The sequence below is a fragment of the Crocinitomix algicola genome, assembly GCF_001661595.2.
Classification (GTDB): Bacteria; Bacteroidota; Bacteroidia; order Flavobacteriales_D; family Crocinitomicaceae; genus Crocinitomix; species Crocinitomix algicola.
In genome coordinates, this window is record NZ_LYPF02000012.1 from 1 (window position 1) to 18,206 (window position 18,206).

An 18,206-nucleotide genomic window follows, 5' to 3' on the forward strand; every position below is an offset into this window, starting at 1 on the left:
ATCATCCGCCTTAAAGATTCGATAGAGACATGAAATTCATTAATTTCCTCTTTAGAAACGGAGCGAGATAGGATAGATATTTAGATTGCTTGATAATTTTTTTTATGCGACCATTACCTTTAAAAATAGTTTACCTTATACTAGTTTTAGTTTGTACAACATTTATCTCATGCAGTAAACTTTGGCTTAAATATTCTGGAATCTTAGAGTCAAAACCTGAATTAAAGACAATTACGAATGGTGAAAAAACTGTTGTTTTTTTGCCATTGCATCATATAGGAAGAAAAATGTAGTACGAAGACATCGAAAAGAAAATCGATTCTTTACAGGCAATTGACTTTGTTGTGTTCTATGAGCTGGTATCGGCCAAAGATACAAATCAAGAAAATATGATCAATACCGCTCGTAAGTTCAGAAAGATTCAAGGTGACTTTCAAGCGAAAAATGGATACTTGGATACTATAAACAATAAAATCTACGGCTCAATATCCTATGATGCGAAATATAATTTGGTGAATCAACCAGAATTTACTGTTATGGGTATAGATACATTAACAGCCGTTAATGCGGATTTGAGTTTAGAAGAGTTGGTAATGGAGTTTGAAAAAAAGCATGGCGAGGTACACCTAGATTCTTGTGACAATAACACCGGTTTTTCGGAGTCTTATGAATGTGAACCTTTAACTAAAAAATTAAAAAAAGATTTTAAAAAGAACTATATCTTAGGCCTTCGGAATAAAAATTTAGCGGATATGATTAACGCTACATCCTCAAAAAATATATTTGTTATTTATGGTGCTAGACATTACAAAGGTATGTTTGAAGAACTTAGAGAGATAGATCACAATTGGAAATTACTTAAAAAATAACCAAACTTTATGTACAGAAACAGTGTATTTATTGCTACAAGTCTAGATGGTTTTATCGCAGATGAAAGAGGGGGAATTGATTGGCTCCATATGGTGCCCAACCCCAATAACGATGATATGGGCTATAATCGATTTATAAGTACGATTGATGCTATAGTTATGGGTAGGAATACCTTTGAAACAGTGCTTGGATTTGATATTGAATGGCCCTACAAGCAACCTGTTTTTGTAGTCACTAATACTTTAAAATCGGTTCCTCAAGAATTAAAAGATAAAGTGTTTCTCGTGTCAGGTAAAGTAGAGGAAATTGTTGATTATATTCAAAAGCAAGGTTATACGCAACTTTATATTGATGGTGGTTCCTTGATTACAAGTTTTCTTCAAGCAGATTTAATAGATGATTTAATTTTGTCAACTATTCCAGTGGTTTTAGGTAAAGGTATCCCTCTTTTTTCGAACCTTCCAAAAAAACGTGAATTCGATTTAATACGAGCTACCACCTATTTGAATCAGATTACCCAACGGCATTATCGACGAAAAGTAGAATGAAATCAACTAAATTAAAGTGGATATTTAGCGTATGTACTTTGTTCTTTTATTGAAGGTTTTATACTAAAATAGATCCCAAAACAGAGTGAAGCAATAATTAGCCAAAGTAAATCGATCGTAACGATTTCTTTTTGGTCTTGAAATATTGTGATCCAAATCCAGTTTCCTGTAACAACTCCGTTTACTATTGGAACAAATAGGCCAAAAATTCCTCCTAATAATAAACTCATTTTATTGGTGAAATAATTGTCTTTTTTTAATCTGAATATTAAAATAAAAGCCATCCATGTCAAAAAATAAAAAGCATAAATTGCCGATTGTTTAATTTGAAAATGCCCATGAGAGAATTTTACGAAAATAAATGCTAATGCTGTAACTGGCAACATGGATAGACAAATGGATAAATAAGTTCGACCAACACCAGCAGTGTAAAGTCTTTGTCTTATAGTCATGTTTCTTCTATTTCTAGCTTCAATCCAAATTAAAACGCCAGAAATAATTACAAAACAGGTCAGTAGTGCTAAAAGGAAATAGATGATTTTTAATGAAATACCACCAAAATCACCATAGTGTAATCGGTGCGTAATTTCCTGAACGCTTTCAATATAATTACTGTTTGTAGGGTGTTTTTCTTCAATTATTTCTCCTGAATAAGCATTTTTGGTGATGCGTCCAGTTCCCGTTATTTGATGATGGTCGGGAAGTTTACCCTTAATTATATAGTGCATATTGACACCACCATAATTTTTTATCATTGCGCCATTGAGTTCAAAATTCTTCCATTTTGGACTTTGTTTGATAAAATCATTATAGCTAGGCATCTTTTCTTGAGAAGCTTTTATCCAATCCTCTTCTTCTGGACCAGGACGTAGGTCGGCCATCAGTTTTTTACGATCATTCTTATAAATAATATTTGCCGGTGCAAGAACGAAAATACTCAAACAAAAATATGCACCTGTAACGGCAAAAAGTAATTGAAAAGGTAAACCTATTGTTCCGAGTGCGGTGTGCGCATCAGTCCAGACTCTTTTTAAAGTTGATTTGGGGTTGAAATTGAATAAATTACTGATTATTTTTTTCCAATGAACGATTACTCCAGTTACAATTGCGAATAGAAATAAGAGAGAAACAATACCGGCGATATAAATACCATAACCAGGTAACTGTTGAAAGAAATGTAGTCGGTATAAGAATTCCCCTAAACTGTAGTTTTCAGCGTATGTTTCAGTTTCGTAGGTATGAATATTAGTAATAAAATAATGCGATTCTTTAGCTTTTTCACTCGCGAGAGAGTCCTTGGATCCGCTCATAAATAAACTAACATGGTCCTCAGCAAGGCCAAATCTAAACTGCAAATCTCGTCCCAACAAATTGTATTCATTATCGAGCTTCGTCAGCATTCCATCAAAGTCTATGTCACTTTTAGCCGTCCGGTTGATACGCTCACCTTCTTCCCAGACTGTTATTTCGTCTTTAAAAAGGGCAAATGCACCAGCAAAGAATATAACATACAATAAAAATGAAATGATTATACCACTGACCGTGTGGGCATTAAAAAAAACGTTGTAATTCCTTTTACTCATTTAGAAAATAGGTTTATATGCATCACCAAGATAGAAACAAACAAATAGTATAATAATTCCTACAAAATAGTATCCCCATGCTCTCCATCCATTTTTAAAAAGAAAAGGTAAAATAGCAAAGAGGCACCATAATAAAAAAAGTGTAATTGTAGATGTGACAAGAATTTCTTTAGAAAAAGGTAACCAAACCACCAACGACATGTGCAAAAGCGCTGCTAATAGATACCCTCCAATAACTCCTGCCGAAATTTTCGCGAATTGTTGGGAAAAACTTTTGGTTAAGTGTTTAGGATTAGCAGGCATTTATTGAAATTTCTATGATTAGTAAAACAAGGAAGAAGGGAACTAGATATTTGAAATTGAACCCATATAATGGAAGAATAAGTATAATTAGGCTAAATATCAGTAGGAGTCCTGTCAACCAAAATAAAATTCCAGCAGTCATCCCAAATAGCAGAATTATTGGAGCTAACGTAGCGAAATTTAATACCCAACCTAAAAATTTTGTGTAATTAGCTTTTTTCTTCAACCATAAGTATGCCTTATACTCAGAATTATTTTTAGTTTTTTCGGAACTAATGAATAATAGACTAGTACCAACAAAAAACAATACTAAAACTAGGGTAATCATCTCAGTGGGTTTTTTAATTCAAATACATATAGGTTGCACAATGCCATATAAATTGATAATCTTCGCCATTGTATTCTCCAGGAACTTCTTCTTTTTTGGTCACTTCTAGAAAGTAGTTGAAATTTTTCCAAGGTAAACGAAGTGTAGCAACGCCATTTTCGTCGGTCGTAATTGATTTTGTCCAATTCTCAGCAATAGCAACTTCGATTTCAGCATCCTTGAGCTCCTTTCCTTTGTAATAAACACGAAAGCTTAGAGTTTCTCCTTCTGAACTAGTTATATCTTGAATTTGTAAACCATTATATTCAAGTTTTTTAGAAGTTGATAATTCTTCTCCTACAGTAAATTTAGTCATTGAATGATAATGTGTTTTAAATATGCCAAAATCGTATTTTGTATAATCAATGACATCAATTTCGTTGTTTATTAACTCTACAGTGTATACTCCATTTTCTTGTGGAATGTAAGTGGCCGAATAGTAATTCTTAAATTCTTTAGTTTCTAGAATTGTTTTTTCGCCCGAAGGGTTGACGAGAGAAAGTTGAAATTTTTTAACGTTTTTAAACGCCTTTCCATTCACCTCTTCAATGACATTATAACTATATTCTCCGAAAAACACCTTGATTTCTTGTTCTTTATTTAACTCTCCTTTTGTGTTAGTTTCTAACCATAAAGCATGCGAGTGGCCAACATTTATACCAATAAAAATAAAGCTTAAAATAGCGTAAAAAAGTTTCATATTTTTTATTAAAATACCTGCCTCTAATCATAGCAAATTAGAAGCAGGTTGAATTATTAATTGATTTTGGGTATTAAGCGTTTCCTTTAAAAAGACCTTGGAATTGGTTACCAATCAGTTTTGCACCACGTGTTGCGGTACCACTTTGTGCATTTACTTTATACACATAAGCATCAGTTCCATCGTTTACAGAAATATATACGTCATTTCCTTCAACTAAAAATGGAGTGGCATATTGCCCGCCATGCAAAGGAACGTCATTTACAATTGTAACCGTTTGCGAATATAAATCGATTATGGCAGTATTAAGTAGAGGAGTAACCTCACTAAATAAAGCCCATTGGTTAACTGCAGCAGCCGCTTCATCAGTTGCTATATCAATCACATTCGCTACAGCTAAGCCATCCCCAACGTATGTTGCAGATGTTACTCGGTATCCTGAAGCTTCAATGTCGAAATAATAATCTGCATCAAATTCTTCAGCACCAGCGTTAATTTTAAGAATAGCAGAAGGTTTGGTTGCTTGTGTAAATCCGGCAGACATCGAACCAGACGAAAGCGTATAATGATCACCAGTCTCCGTTTCTAAAATACAAGGTTGACCACCGTAATAACCAATAGGTCCTGTACGCGAATCTTTAATCGTCTTTATGTACTCTAAATCTGGATAGCTGTAAATACTTACGAAAGCAGTATCTGTATTCGGTGTTTCCCATGTTGCTCCATTTAGAGGATAGAATGATACATAAAGTCTATTGCCTTGAACGTAAGAACTCGTAGGCCATGCATTTAATTGCTCTCCTTCGTGAAAGGATTCGTAGATAGGGTGTTTTTTATTTCTATGAATAGCAACGTCCTCAATGTTCACTTGTTGCAATTGACAATCGTAAGAACCTCCACCCCAAGGAGCTCCAATAGCCATAAAATACTCATCATCAATAGCATTCATGACATCAAATCTTTCAAATACAAACTTTCCAGTTTGATGCAGTTGCCCTTGTTGAATTTTATAACCCACACATTCGTTTAAGTCATAACCGAATGCAAAATACGTATCACCGAAATGTCCGTTATAGTTCCATCCGACCAGCTCTTCTCCTTGACCTACAGCTGAAATTTCACCAGACATTAAGTCGTTTACAGTAAGATAATAGTCGGCACTTTCTTCACTAGCATCTAAAGAACGTAAAGACATGACATAGTTAACTTTTGTTTCTCCAACTGGAGTTGGTTCTTCATCTTTTTTACAAGAAGATGTAACCGTTAATACTCCTGTTGCTAAAATGGCTAAGTTTAAGTGTATTCTTTTCATTTTGTTGATTTTTGATTATTTTTTTTTGCTTCTAAAAAGCATCTCAGTTTAACGTTAAAAGCTCTCCCTGGTTTTTGTAACATAAAATTATCAAAGAGGGCTTTATCAAAGAGGTTTGTGCATGATGCAGATAGGTTATATTTTCCATTTTTTAAACTATATGCTACTCCAATATTATGAGAAATCTGACGAGGGATGTCGTACTTGCTGTTGATATTACCTTGACTTGGCCATTTAAGATAGAAGGCTTCTACAAAAGCCGTGGTCCAATTAAATGATAATGCACTTTCTTTCAGACCGACATTTTTAAAACTAATACCTGTAGTTAAGGTTCCGAACAAAAATGGTTGATTTGGAATCCGATCACCATACAAATAATTTTCACCACCACTTTCAGTCGTTTTTGCATTGTTTACAATGTCCTGATAAGTTGCGTTGACTTCTATATGGAACAGCCTATTGTACCTATATTTTAATCCTCCCTCAAATACATTCGCTTTTGCAGAGCTTAGATTTTCATAGTTGCTGGTAACACCAACTGCTCTTAAACGAATGAGGTTTTCAGGTAATCTATAGAGATAAGTTCCTTCTATTAATACTTCATGTTTCTTTTTTCTAAAGTTTCCTAAAAACCCTACGTTAAAGTTTTTACTACGTTCAGGGGTTAAAGTTAGGTTCGGTAAAAGTAGAAGGCCATTTCCAAACATTTCGTAGGCATCTGGCAATCGATAAGCATTTTCGAAAGAGCCTTTCAATTGAAATTCCTCGGTGATATGATAAGTTGATGCAATTCCGTACCCCCAATTTTGATCGGTTAAATAAACATCTTCAAGTTCACCAGAAAGGTCGTTTTCTTGTCGCGTTTTGGTATCAATCATATAGGATTTTCCAAAAATTAGAGTTTTCCATCTTCTTAGAAGATTGATGTGATAAGATAGTCCGGTAATATTTTTACTAAGAACATTGGGCTGTTCAAAGGGAGTTTCACCAATTGTTATTGGATCTTCACCAACGCGGGTATAATGACTGTAAGTGTTATTTAAAGAAATTGAATGCACCTCGTTTATAGCATAGGATAAGTTGGCTGTATTTAAAAAGGATCTGTCATTAAATCTAAATTGTGTTTTATACCAAGTTAATTCACCAGAAGTACTTAAAACTTCTCTTTCTTTAAATTCCCCTCTCCAATTGTAAATTTTGCTACTCGTGTCAACAGTTAAGGCTTCGCGTAAATTGTAATTCGCATAAACATTTAAGTCGAGACCTTTAATGAATAAATCTTTTTTTAAGTATTTGAATGTTGGCATAAAGACTTTGTCTTCTGTGAAAATTTCACCAGCAACCTGATTCATATTAGAACCGTTCTGTATCTCTTTGAAATTTCCAGAAGCGATCAATCCTATTAAAATACGATCAGCAAATTTCTTATTCATAAATCCAAGTTCAATTTGACCCATTTGAGATTGGTAGGCATCGTGAAATCTTTTTACTTTCTCCGGATCTCCATACTTACCTGTTTCTAAGTCTGCAATTTGAACTTCAATTTCATAATCATTATCCGAGTAATTATAAAAAGCATTTGCATTGACTACAAACCCCGTTGCATCATCAACAAATCGACCTAAAATCGACCCGCGATGAGTATTGAAAGAACCAACAGAATAAGAAACATCAAGGAAACTTTTAGCGTTTTTATTTGTAATTATATTAATCGCTCCACCTAATGCGTCCGACCCTAAATGAACTGGAACAACACCTTTATAAACTTCTATTCTTGAAATAAGGTTTACCGGTATATTGTTCAAGCCTAATGAAGAACCGAAATTATCCATAGGTACACCATCCGTAAAAAATCGAACTTGGCGACCGGAAAACCCATTTAAAGAAAAATTGAAATTAGAACCGAGTCCTCCAGATTCTCTAATTCTTACACCTGAAGTACTATTTAAAACCTGGTTAACATCGAGGTTTTGGTTTTTGAGTGGTTCTACATCGACCACCGTGGTTGTAAATGGCTCTTCTTTAATTTCCTGACTAACCGATTTTTCGTTAATGACTACCTGATTAAGAAGTTCGTTGTTTGGAACCAATTGAATTTTTCCAAGAGAAGTTGTTTTCCCACTGACTACTGATACAGAAAAACTTTGTTCTTTATATCCGACAAATGAGGTTTTTAAAGTGTAGGTGTTTGGTTTTAAAGAACTTATATTAAAGTCACCTTCCAAACTCGTTTGAGTTCCAATTTTTGTGTTTTCAAGAAAGATTTTAACAAATGGTATTGGTAGGTTGTTTTCATCAACAACCTTGCCCGAGATAGAACCCATTTGAGCGAATGAATATACCGAAAGAAACAGCAGTAGGACTGTAAATTTAAAATTCATTTTTATTTAGACTAATTTTAAATAAGGTACAAAAGTAGGGGATAGGCTATTCTCAATCAATCACCTAAAAAAGGTATTTTCAATAATTGATGGTAAAACATTTTTGCCTAACTCGTTAACGTGTTATTTGTGAGGGGTTTATGTGTTGGGTTGTTAAGGGGATGATTAACAATTTCTTAATAAAAGGTTAAGGATGGCTAATAGTGAAATATGAAGCAAAAAAAAGCACAAAATTTAGATTTGTGCTTTTGAGCGGGAGACGAGACTCGAACTCGCGACCCTCAGCTTGGAAGGCTGACGCTCTACCAACTGAGCTACTCCCGCTTATAAATTAAAACGAATGATTGATTCTGTTTTAATAATTTCATCCAATCTAAAAATTTTATTTTCGATTGGCGTTGGTATTCCAATATTAATTCAATTGCACAACGTTTAGTGCATCGCAAAGATAGTTTAAAAATTTACTTAAACGCTATGAAATCATTAATTTTGTGATCTATTTTAAGGACTTAAACCGAAATTGTTGATTATGAAAGACTTCAGAAAAGAGCTAATTAGGCGCTATCAAGAATCGAATGAATTTGGCAAGTATGCAGGTCTTGATTTGCAGAAATTTGAGGCTTCAGGAATTCGATATCGTTTAGTCATAAAAAAAGAGCATTTGGCCACCCCAACTACAGCGCATGGAGGTGTAATAGCAGGTTTTATGGATGGAGTTTTAGGATTAGCAGCTTTATATGTGTCTTCTGAAAAGGCTCAGTTGGTATCAACAGTTGAATTTAAGATCAACTATTTATCACCTGCGCGTGTAGGTGATGTACTAATAGGTGAAGGAAAGGTTGTTTCTGCTGGTAAAAGGATTATAATTTCGCAAGGTGAAATTTTTAATGAAGATACAGGTGAAAAAGTAGCGATTGCAACGGGTACTTTTAACGCATATCCCTATGAAAAAAGCGGAATGACCTTTTAATTCAAGTTTCCAGAAAACTAGGCAGTCATCCGGTAAAATATTTTAAATTTGCACTTTATTTAAACTGGTTTAAAAATGATAAAAATTTCGGATAGAGTAAATGGAATGGCAGAATCTGCTACACTGGCAATGGCTTCTAAAAGCAGAGAGCTGAAACTAGCAGGAAAAGATATTATTTCACTTAGTCTTGGTGAACCGGATTTTAATACACCTGAATTTATTAAGGACGCTGCAAAACAAGCCATAGACGACAACTATTCGACTTATATGCCGGTTCCTGGATACATTGACTTAAGAGAGTCAATTTCGGCAAAGTTTAAACGCGATAATGGTTTAGATTATTCGATCGATCAAATTGTTGTTTCCACTGGAGCAAAACAAAGTTTAATCAATGTTATTCTTAGTTTGGTAAATCCTGGTGATGAGGTAATAATTCCTGCTCCATATTGGGTGACTTATATTGAGCAAGTGAGAATGGCTGGAGGTATTCCAGTCGTTATAAAAACATCAATTGAGAATGATTTTAAAATAACCGCATCACAGTTGAAAGAGGCTTTATCGGATAAATCAAAATTAATGCTGTTCAGTAATCCATGTAACCCAACAGGGTCTGCATATACGAAAGTTGAACTCGAAGCACTGGCAGAGGTTGTAGCACAAACAAGTGGATTCTATGTGATTTCAGATGAGATTTATGAGCATATCATGTTTGATCGTAAAAATATAAGTTTTGCTTCCTTACCTGGAGTTTATGATAAAACTATAACTGTAAATGGCGTGTCCAAAGCCTTTGCTATGACAGGGTGGAGAGTTGGTTATATTGGCGCACCTAAAGAAATTGCAGCGGCCTGTACTAAAATTCAAGGACAGTACACGTCCGGAACAGGTTCAATTAGTCAACGAGCAACAAAAGCTGCGGTTGAAGCTGATCCTTCTGAAATTTCCTTTATGGTCGAAGCGTTTAGAAAAAGGAGAGATTTAGTTCTCGAAAAACTCAGCGAAATTGATGGTGTAAAGACCAATACCCCGGAAGGCGCTTTTTATGTATTTCCAGATATTTCAGATTTTTTTGGTAAGTCAAATGGTTCGGTAACCATTAAAAATGCGACAGATTTATCCATGTATTTATTGGATGATGCACTTGTTGCAACGGTGACTGGAGAGGCATTTGGAGACCCTAATTGCATACGACTTTCTTATGCAACTTCAGAAGAAGTGCTAATCGAAGCGATTGGTCGCATTCAAAAATCGCTTGAAAAATTAAATTAATGATTAATCTTAAAAAAACATTCGAAGATTTTTCGAATAAAAAAATTATAGTTGTTGGGGATGTGATGATTGATACCTATTTAAAAGGTAGTGTCAATAGAATTTCGCCTGAAGCACCTGTACCTATCGTACAATTCAAGTCGCGTGAACACCGGTTGGGCGGTGCTGCGAATGTTGCTTTGAATATTCAGGCATTAGGGGCACAGCCGTTTATATGCACTATTATTGGAAAGGATGAAGACGGTGATTTGTTTCAACGACTGATTAATGAGAATAAACTATCTTCACGCGGTATCTTATCGTATGATGATAGAGTAACAACCGTTAAAACTCGTGTTTTAGGTAATAATCAACAATTATTAAGAGTAGATAGAGAAGATAAAACTGCAATTAATTCTTTAACCGAATTTGCTTTAATTGAACGAATTAAGGAAATCGTAACAAAAGAAGGTATTGATGCCATTATTTTTCAAGATTACAATAAAGGGGTTTTAACAGAGAATTTGATTAAATCTGTTGTTGATTTTGCAAATGAAAACAATGTTATTACAACAGTTGACCCTAAGAAGGAAAACTTTTTTACCTATTCAAATGTTACTTTGTTTAAACCGAATTTGAAAGAGTTGCAAGAAGGGGTTGATCAATTTTTTGACATGCCGAATAAGCCTTTATTCCTTGAAGCGGTTTCGGAATTGAAAGATAGATTGGCTCCAAAATATACGTTTATCACACTATCCGAGCATGGCGTATATATGAATTTCAATGAAGAAGATCATTTTATTCCAGCTCACTTGAGGGTTATTGCGGATGTTTCGGGTGCTGGAGATACTGTTATTAGTGTCGCAACATTGTGCTTGACATGCGGATTACCCGCTAAGCAAATAGCGGAAATTGCGAATCTTGCAGGAGGTTTGGTTTGTGAGAAAATTGGTGTCAGCACCATAGATAAAGAACAATTGATGAGCGAAGTAATTGCGCTGTAATATTTAAAACTACGAGTTTGGGGACAAAAGTAAAACCTTATAACAAGGCAAAATCTAGCAAAAAAGAGGAAGTGGAAGAAATGTTCGATAACATTTCAAGTAAATATGATTTTCTGAATCATTTTTTATCACTTGGTATTGATAAAATATGGCGTAAGAAAGCGGTTAATCTTTTAAAACAATTTCAGCCAAAAATAATTTTGGACATGGCTACAGGTACAGGAGACTTTGCTATTGAGGCCTTGCGTTTAAACCCTGAGAAAATCGTCGGTGTTGATTTGTCTAATGGTATGTTAGAAGTTGGACGAAAAAAAATGGTAACTAAAAAAGTTAACCATATTATTGATATGGTCCAAGGTGATTCGGAAAACTTGTCATTCGAATCAAATACATTTGATGCATACACGGTAGGTTTTGGGGTCAGGAACTTTCAGAATTTAGATGCTGGTTTAACCGAATTATTGCGGGTTTTAAAACCGGGTGGAGTAGGGATGATACTAGAATTTTCCAAACCAAAAAAATTCCCAGTAAAACAATACTATAAATTTCATTCGAAATATATCATTCCTACTATCGGCAAGGCTATTTCAAAAGATAAGGCGGCTTACACTTATCTGCCGGAGTCTGTGGCAGCCTTTCCCGAGGGGAAAGATTTTGAAGATATTATGACGAAGATTGGGTATAAAGATGTCAAATCTAAGATAGTCGGTGGAGGAATTGCGACCATTTATTATGGACAAAAGTAATTTGAATTCATGTAACTTTTTTAGATGGTCAGAATTATTAATCAAAAGAAAATAATTAACAAAATTCAGCGTTAAAGCTCCTCGTGAATTCTAGTAAAATCATATTGACCTTAGTTTTGATTTTTGGATTGAGTCCCATCATTTTTGCCCAGAAATACGGTAAAAATTATCCAAACTTTGAATATAAGAAGTTCCATTTTGGTGCAATGCTTGGTGTTACAAGCACAAGTTATCGATACGATTTGAAGCCAAATTACAATGGGAGTGATTCAGTTTTTCAAATTGGAGTGAATTCTGGACCTGGATTCGCTATTCATATTCCTGTGGTCTCATGGAATATTACTTCTGTAGTTCATTTAAGAACTGTCCCATCGATTACATTTCACGATACTGAATTTTCATACAGTTATTGGAAAGATGGTGAACAAGAAATTCGCACGACAAGAACACAACCGACGCTATTAAATTTTCCGCTTTTATTAAAGGTGAATACAAAACGGATTAATAATTTTGGAGCTTATGCCTTAGGAGGATTTGGTTTTAGTTTGGATTTAGCGAGTCAAGAAGACGTTGACCAATCATTAAGCGATCCTATAGTTAAATTAAAAAGGACCGATTTTGCGTACCATGTTGGTGGTGGATTTGATTTCTTTTTACCTTATTTCAAGTTTGGATTAGAGATAAAATTGACCAACGGAATAAAGAACCTTTTAATACAAGATGAAACTTTTTACACAAGGCCATTAGAAAGTTTAAAGTCTCAAATCTGGTGGTTTTCCATTACCTTTGAGGGATAATGATTAAGACGGTTGATTTAAGAATAGCAGCGAATTTCATCAATAATGATGATTATATACATGCACGAATTATCGATGAGGTCGGTGGAAGAATCGATGACATTCAGCATATTGAATTAGTTAAACGTTCAATTGATGCACGTAAGAAACCCGTTAAATATAACCTTCGTTTTGAACTGTATTACGATGAAGTTTTTCAACCAAAAACAGCGTTTTTTAATGCTCAATCTGTACATAATTCGGAGGAAATTACGATTGTGGGAGCTGGTCCAGCTGGTATATATGCGGCTTTAAATGCAATTGAAAACGGATTTAAACCTGTTGTGTACGAACGAGGAAAAGACGTTCGTGCTAGAAGACGTGATTTAGCTAAAATTCACAAAAATCACTTAGTTGACAATGATTCTAATTATTGCTTTGGTGAAGGTGGGGCAGGAACATATTCGGATGGAAAGCTCTACACGCGCTCAAAAAAGAGAGGGAATTTAAAGAAAGTACTCGAGTGGTTTGTTCATTTTGGAGCTGACCGAACGATTCTAGTTGATGCGCATCCTCACATTGGAACCAATAAATTACCTAAGATTATTCAGTCGATGCGCGAGGAAGTTATTCGTTGCGGTGGAGAATTTCATTTTGAAACGAAGTTAACCGATTTAAAAATCGATTCTGGTAAAATAGTGGCATTAGAACTCAATAATGAAAAATGGGTAGATACTAAAGAACTTATTCTTGCTACTGGGCATTCGGCGCGAGATATTTTTTATTTGTTAAACGACAGAGGTGTTAAAGTTGAAGCAAAGCCATTTGCGATTGGAGTAAGAATTGAGCATCCACAAGATTTAATTGATGAAATTCAGTACCATGGAGAGTTAAGTGGTGAGGATTTACCGCCAGCATCATACAGTTTAGTGACTCAGGTTAAAGGTATGGGCGTTTATTCATTTTGTATGTGCCCCGGAGGAATTGTAGCGCCATGTGCAACTAATCAGGAAGAGGTTGTAACTAATGGCTGGTCGCCGTCAAAACGAAATAACCCGTTTGCAAATTCAGGTATTGTTGTTCAGGTCGAACCTAAAGATTTACCCAATTATCAACCCGATGATCCTTTTTCTGCGTTGAATTTTCAAAAAATGGTTGAAAAACAGTGTTGGGAAGCAGGGGGGCGTACCCAAGCTGTTCCAGCTCAAAGATTGGAAGATTTTGTAAAAGGAAAAATCTCAGAAAATTTACCTATGACCTCCTATCAGCCTGGTCTGGTTTCTGTAGATTTAAACAAAGTACTCCCAGAAATTATTAGTGCTAGATTAAAGCAAGCATTTATCGATTTTGGAAAAAAAATGAAAGGATTTATGACGAATGCAGCTGTTTTACACGCTCCTGAGTCTAGAACATCCTCCCCAGTCAAAATTCCTAGAGACGCTAATACATTGGAACATGTTGAAATAAATGGTTTATACCCTTGTGGAGAAGGTGCAGGTTATGCAGGAGGAATTATCTCAGCAGCAATAGACGGAATGCGCTGCGTGGATAAAATCAAGGAAAAAAAATATGCTGAGAATTACTCTAAATAGGCTGCTTCATTACTGCCAAGTTCTACCACTATTTTATTTGCAATCGTAGTAGAAATATTCATACCCACAAAATCTGCTTGAACAGGATAACGACGATGCGTGCGATTGACGAGTGTTGCAACTTTTAACACACTTATTTTGTTTTCTAAGATTCTTCGAACAGCATGAATCATCGTTCTACCCGAATTGATCACATCGTCGATTAAAATGACAGTGCTATTTGATAAATCATTATCGTCGATTGAAAGTTTAATTTTTTCATCCAATGGATCATCTTTTTTTACCGTTATTTCAAATAATCGAATGTCTTGATTAACCGAAATCTCAATCAGTTTTTGAACAATCCTCTCAGCCAATAAAAATCCATTACCAGAAATACCCCCCACAAAAACAGTTGCCTCTTCAAAGGTGTTTTCTTGGATTTGATATGCAATTCGTTCAATTTTTTGATGGATTTGACGCTGATTTAGGACAATTGACTTATTCATATTCTTCAATTTTAAAAAACTTTCTTCAAAGATAAAATTATACCTTAATACGGCGGTCTTAAAACTTAAACTATGACATAAATGTTTGTCTCAACGTTCATCTACAGGGCAATCTACGAGCTTGTGAATAAGAATCAAGATTTGTTTATTAAATTCTAAGATATTCTCCGTAATTTTGACGGCAATTTAACTGGAAAATTCTAATTATGCCAAAAGACAATAGCATTAAATCCATACTTATTATAGGAAGTGGTCCAATTGTAATCGGTCAAGCATGTGAGTTTGATTATTCAGGTTCGCAAGCGGCAAGATCATTAAGAGAAGAAGGTATTGAAGTTACCTTAATCAATAGTAATCCTGCAACCATTATGACTGATCCTGTAATGGCAGATAATGTTTATTTAAAACCGCTAGAAGTAGAGTCAATTGAGGAAATTCTAAAGAAACATGAAATTGACGCCGTGCTGCCTACAATGGGAGGTCAAACAGCCTTAAACTTAGCAATTAAATGTCAAGAACAAGGCGTTTGGGAAAAATACGGAGTCCGAATCATAGGAGTTGATATTGATGCTATTGAAATTACTGAAAACCGTGAAGCTTTCAGGAATTTGATGACAGAAATCGGAATTCCAATGGCTCCTCAGTCAACTGCAAAGTCATTTTTAGAAGGAAAAGGAATTGCACAAGAGTTCGGATTCCCGCTGTGTATTCGAGCATCTTATACCTTAGGTGGAACTGGAGCAGCTATTGTATATGAAGAAGAGGAGTTTGATAAAATGTTAACGAGAGGGTTACATTTATCACCTATTCATGAGGTAATGATTGACAAAGCCTTGATGGGCTGGAAAGAGTACGAGCTTGAGCTTTTAAGAGATGCCAATGATAATGTTGTAATTGTTTGTTCAATTGAAAACTTTGACCCTATGGGGGTTCACACTGGCGATTCAATTACGGTTGCACCTGCTATGACTTTATCAGATAGGACATTCCAAAAGATGAGGGATATGGCCATTAAGATGATGCGTGAGATTGGGAACTTTGCAGGAGGTTGTAACGTTCAGTTTGCTGTGAGTCCAGATGAAAAGGAAGATATCATTGCAATTGAAATTAATCCTCGTGTTTCTCGTTCATCTGCTCTAGCTTCAAAGGCAACTGGTTATCCAATTGCAAAAATCGCTGCGAAACTGGCAATTGGATATCATTTAGATGAGTTAAAAAATCAAATTACTAAAACAACTTCAGCGCTTTTTGAACCAACTTTGGATTACGTTATTGTAAAGATTCCAAGATGGAACTTCTCTAAGTTTGCTGGGGCTGACGATAAATTGGGACTTCAAATGAAGTCTGTAGGAGAAGTAATGGCTATTGGTAGAAGTTTCCAAGAAGCATTACAGAAAGCTTGTCAATCGTTAGAAATTGGAAGAAATGGATTAGGAGCAGATGGAAGAGAGTTGACTGACCAAAAGAAAATTTTAGAAAGTCTTGAGCACCCAAGTTGGGATCGATTGTTCCATATTTATGACGCTATAAAACTAGGAATTCCATTTAAAACGATTCAACAGAAAACAAAAATTGATATTTGGTTCCTTCGACAAATAGAAGACCTTATCCTTTTGGAAAAACAAATTCAAAAATTCACGGTTGACTCAATTCCAAAAGAACTCTTATTTGAAGCGAAGCAAAAAGGATATGCGGACCGTCAAGTGGCTCACTTATTGCGTTGCCTAGAGTCTGAGGTGTATTCTAAGAGAGAAGAATTAGGTATTAGTAGAGTATATAAGTTAGTAGACACTTGTGCTGCTGAATTTGCTGCAGAAACACCTTATTATTATTCGACTTTCGAGTATGAAAACGAATCAGTTGTTTCGGATAAGCCAAAAATTGTAGTATTAGGATCAGGACCAAATCGAATTGGTCAAGGAATTGAGTTCGATTATTCTTGTGTGCATGGTGTACTTGCAGCGCAAGAAGCCGGTTATGAAACAGTGATGATCAATTGTAACCCAGAAACTGTTTCTACAGATTTTGATACTGCAGATAAGCTGTATTTTGAACCAGTTTTCTGGGAGCATATCTACGATATCATTCGTCATGAAAAACCGGTGGGTGTAATCGTACAGCTCGGTGGTCAAACCGCTTTGAAATTAGCGGAAAAAATTGAGCGTTACGGAATCAAAGTAATGGGGACATCTTATGATGCTCTCGATTTAGCTGAAGATAGAGGTCGATTCTCAAATTTATTAAAAGAACATAATATTCCTTACCCTAAATTTGGTGTTGTAGAAAGTGCAGAACAAGCATTAGATCTCTCAGATGATTTAGGATTTCCTTTATTGGTTAGACCATCCTATGTTTTGGGTGGGCAGAAAATGAAAATAGTCATCAATCGGGAAGATTTAGAACATCATGTAGTGGATATTTTAAATGAAATGCCTGAGAATCAGATTTTGTTGGACCACTTTTTAGGTGGCGCTATTGAAGCCGAGGCCGACGCAATTTCTGATGGCGAAAATGTTCATATTATCGGAATCATGCAACATATTGAGCCTGCAGGTATTCATTCAGGTGACTCTTATGCAGTTCTTCCACCTTATAATTTAGGTGATTTAGTTATGCAACAAATAGAAGAGATTACACATAAAATTGCTATCGCTCTTCAAACAGTTGGTTTAATAAATATCCAGTTCGCGATTAAAGATGACAAAGTGTATGTGATTGAGGCCAATCCAAGAGCGTCTCGAACAGTACCATTTATTGCTAAAGCATACCAAGAACCGTATGTCAATTATGCAACTAAGGTAATGTTGGGTGATAAAAAAGTGACTGATTTTGATTTTAAACCGGTAAAAGAAGGGTATGCAATAAAAGTTCCTGTGTTCTCTTTTGATAAATTTCCGAATGTAAATAAAGAATTAGGACCAGAGATGAAGTCAACTGGGGAAGCAATCCGATTTATCGATGACTTAAAAGACCCATACTTCCAAAAGATTTACAGTGAAAGAAACCTTTATTTAAGTAAATAATAATGGTATTGCTCAGTATCACAGGGTTATTTAAAATGCTTCTAATTATTATTGGAATCACTGTGTTATTGCGCTTTATTGGTAGAATTATGATTGCGAAAAGAAGCCTTGATGAACAAAATAAACATCAGGCTTCTGAACGCGATCGTGAAGAGGCTTTTCGACGCTCAAAAGAAAATTTGGGTAAAACTACCATTTCTAAAATCGGAAAGTCAAGAATGAATGATGGTAATTTTGTAGACTTCGAAGAAGTTGAGTAATTATCAATCTGTTAATTCTCTTTAATTATTCGGAA

16 protein-coding genes and 1 tRNA gene are annotated in these 18,206 nt (G+C 35.1%); 10 read left to right on the forward strand and 7 right to left on the reverse strand.

The features are described 5' to 3' along the window. Positions 1-389: 389 nt before the first annotated feature. Together A8143_RS06775 and A8143_RS06780 are read left to right on the forward strand one after the other, a co-directional pair. A complete protein-coding gene (locus tag A8143_RS06775; RefSeq protein ID WP_139134291.1) occupies positions 390-869 on the forward strand; it encodes a hypothetical protein in 480 nt (159 codons plus the stop codon). Positions 870-878: 9 nt separating this feature from the next. After that, entirely contained in the window at positions 879-1,418 is a 540-nt protein-coding gene (locus A8143_RS06780) for a dihydrofolate reductase family protein (protein ID WP_066757498.1), read from the forward strand. A gap of 11 nt (positions 1,419-1,429) precedes the next feature. Here A8143_RS06780 and A8143_RS06785 read toward each other — a convergent pair whose 3' ends face one another. From A8143_RS06785 to A8143_RS06815, 6 genes are all read right to left on the reverse strand, one after another. Further along, positions 1,430-3,001, reverse strand: a complete 1,572-nt coding sequence (locus A8143_RS06785) for a PepSY-associated TM helix domain-containing protein (protein WP_066757501.1) — start codon at positions 2,999-3,001, stop codon at positions 1,430-1,432. Then, positions 3,002-3,304, reverse strand: coding sequence for a hypothetical protein (locus A8143_RS06790; RefSeq protein ID WP_066757503.1), 303 nt, complete (start codon positions 3,302-3,304; stop codon positions 3,002-3,004). Between the two features lie 341 nt (positions 3,305-3,645). Then, a complete protein-coding gene (locus A8143_RS06800; protein WP_066757508.1) occupies positions 3,646-4,371 on the reverse strand; it encodes a DUF4198 domain-containing protein in 726 nt (241 codons plus the stop codon). 73 nt (positions 4,372-4,444) lie between these two features. After that, the gene (locus A8143_RS06805; protein WP_066757511.1) at positions 4,445-5,683 is read right to left on the reverse strand and encodes a DUF4374 domain-containing protein; all 1,239 of its coding nucleotides are present in this window, start codon (positions 5,681-5,683) and stop codon (positions 4,445-4,447) included. After that, a complete protein-coding gene (locus tag A8143_RS06810) occupies positions 5,680-8,064 on the reverse strand; it encodes a TonB-dependent receptor (protein WP_066757514.1) in 2,385 nt (794 codons plus the stop codon). The genes A8143_RS06805 and A8143_RS06810 overlap by 4 nt, the downstream gene beginning before the upstream one ends. Before the next feature lie 251 nt (positions 8,065-8,315). Beyond that, positions 8,316-8,388, reverse strand: a tRNA-Gly gene (locus A8143_RS06815). Positions 8,389-8,593: 205 nt separating this feature from the next. Here A8143_RS06815 and A8143_RS06820 point away from each other — a divergent pair. From A8143_RS06820 to A8143_RS06845, 6 genes are all read left to right on the forward strand, one after another. Continuing rightward, complete coding sequence (locus A8143_RS06820; protein ID WP_066757518.1) at positions 8,594-9,034, forward strand: PaaI family thioesterase; 441 nt, start codon at positions 8,594-8,596, stop codon at positions 9,032-9,034. A gap of 75 nt (positions 9,035-9,109) precedes the next feature. Beyond that, positions 9,110-10,303 (forward strand): pyridoxal phosphate-dependent aminotransferase, encoded by a 1,194-nt coding sequence (locus tag A8143_RS06825; RefSeq protein WP_066757521.1) that lies wholly within the window; start codon positions 9,110-9,112, stop codon positions 10,301-10,303. After that, positions 10,303-11,286, forward strand: a complete 984-nt coding sequence (locus tag A8143_RS06830) for a bifunctional heptose 7-phosphate kinase/heptose 1-phosphate adenyltransferase (protein WP_066757524.1) — start codon at positions 10,303-10,305, stop codon at positions 11,284-11,286. Before A8143_RS06825 ends, A8143_RS06830 begins: the two co-directional genes overlap by 1 nt. A 17-nt stretch (positions 11,287-11,303) precedes the next feature. Continuing rightward, complete coding sequence (gene ubiE, locus A8143_RS06835) at positions 11,304-12,032, forward strand: bifunctional demethylmenaquinone methyltransferase/2-methoxy-6-polyprenyl-1,4-benzoquinol methylase UbiE (protein ID WP_217494790.1); 729 nt, start codon at positions 11,304-11,306, stop codon at positions 12,030-12,032. Between the two features lie 83 nt (positions 12,033-12,115). Beyond that, positions 12,116-12,829, forward strand: a complete 714-nt coding sequence (porT, locus tag A8143_RS06840; RefSeq protein ID WP_083261261.1) for a type IX secretion/gliding motility protein PorT/SprT — start codon at positions 12,116-12,118, stop codon at positions 12,827-12,829. Then, positions 12,829-14,400 carry an NAD(P)/FAD-dependent oxidoreductase gene (locus A8143_RS06845; protein ID WP_066757531.1) on the forward strand — a complete coding sequence of 524 codons (1,572 nt, stop codon included), beginning with the start codon at positions 12,829-12,831 and terminating at the stop codon, positions 14,398-14,400. Before porT ends, A8143_RS06845 begins: the two co-directional genes overlap by 1 nt. On the opposite strand, the gene A8143_RS06850 is transcribed toward A8143_RS06845, so the two are convergent. Continuing rightward, the gene (locus tag A8143_RS06850) at positions 14,388-14,888 is read right to left on the reverse strand and encodes a phosphoribosyltransferase family protein (protein ID WP_066757534.1); all 501 of its coding nucleotides are present in this window, start codon (positions 14,886-14,888) and stop codon (positions 14,388-14,390) included. The two genes, A8143_RS06845 and A8143_RS06850, sit on opposite strands and share 13 nt — an antisense overlap. 206 nt (positions 14,889-15,094) lie before the next feature. Between A8143_RS06850 and carB the strand changes: the two genes are divergently transcribed. Together carB and A8143_RS06860 are read left to right on the forward strand one after the other, a co-directional pair. After that, positions 15,095-17,911 carry a carbamoyl-phosphate synthase large subunit gene (gene carB / locus A8143_RS06855; protein WP_066757536.1) on the forward strand — a complete coding sequence of 939 codons (2,817 nt, stop codon included), beginning with the start codon at positions 15,095-15,097 and terminating at the stop codon, positions 17,909-17,911. A 2-nt stretch (positions 17,912-17,913) separates the two neighbouring features. After that, positions 17,914-18,171 (forward strand): hypothetical protein, encoded by a 258-nt coding sequence (locus A8143_RS06860; protein WP_066757539.1) that lies wholly within the window; start codon positions 17,914-17,916, stop codon positions 18,169-18,171. The last annotated feature ends 35 nt before the right edge of the window (positions 18,172-18,206 follow it).

What these genes read in the sequence shown, in the direction of transcription:
- A8143_RS06775 (WP_139134291.1), top strand. Translation starts at nt 390, where the DNA reads ATGATCAATACCGCTCGTAAGTTCAGAAAGATTCAAGGTGACTTTCAA.
- A8143_RS06780 (WP_066757498.1), top strand. Translation starts at nt 879, where the DNA reads ATGTACAGAAACAGTGTATTTATTGCTACAAGTCTAGATGGTTTTATC.
- A8143_RS06785 (WP_066757501.1), bottom strand. Translation starts at nt 3,001, where the DNA reads ATGAGTAAAAGGAATTACAACGTTTTTTTTAATGCCCACACGGTCAGT.
- A8143_RS06790 (WP_066757503.1), bottom strand. Translation starts at nt 3,304, where the DNA reads ATGCCTGCTAATCCTAAACACTTAACCAAAAGTTTTTCCCAACAATTC.
- A8143_RS06800 (WP_066757508.1), bottom strand. Translation starts at nt 4,371, where the DNA reads ATGAAACTTTTTTACGCTATTTTAAGCTTTATTTTTATTGGTATAAAT.
- A8143_RS06805 (WP_066757511.1), bottom strand. Translation starts at nt 5,683, where the DNA reads ATGAAAAGAATACACTTAAACTTAGCCATTTTAGCAACAGGAGTATTA.
- A8143_RS06810 (WP_066757514.1), bottom strand. Translation starts at nt 8,064, where the DNA reads ATGAATTTTAAATTTACAGTCCTACTGCTGTTTCTTTCGGTATATTCA.
- A8143_RS06820 (WP_066757518.1), top strand. Translation starts at nt 8,594, where the DNA reads ATGAAAGACTTCAGAAAAGAGCTAATTAGGCGCTATCAAGAATCGAAT.
- A8143_RS06825 (WP_066757521.1), top strand. Translation starts at nt 9,110, where the DNA reads ATGATAAAAATTTCGGATAGAGTAAATGGAATGGCAGAATCTGCTACA.
- A8143_RS06830 (WP_066757524.1), top strand. Translation starts at nt 10,303, where the DNA reads ATGATTAATCTTAAAAAAACATTCGAAGATTTTTCGAATAAAAAAATT.
- A8143_RS06845 (WP_066757531.1), top strand. Translation starts at nt 12,829, where the DNA reads ATGATTAAGACGGTTGATTTAAGAATAGCAGCGAATTTCATCAATAAT.
- A8143_RS06850 (WP_066757534.1), bottom strand. Translation starts at nt 14,888, where the DNA reads ATGAATAAGTCAATTGTCCTAAATCAGCGTCAAATCCATCAAAAAATT.
- carB (WP_066757536.1), top strand. Translation starts at nt 15,095, where the DNA reads ATGCCAAAAGACAATAGCATTAAATCCATACTTATTATAGGAAGTGGT.
- A8143_RS06860 (WP_066757539.1), top strand. Translation starts at nt 17,914, where the DNA reads ATGGTATTGCTCAGTATCACAGGGTTATTTAAAATGCTTCTAATTATT.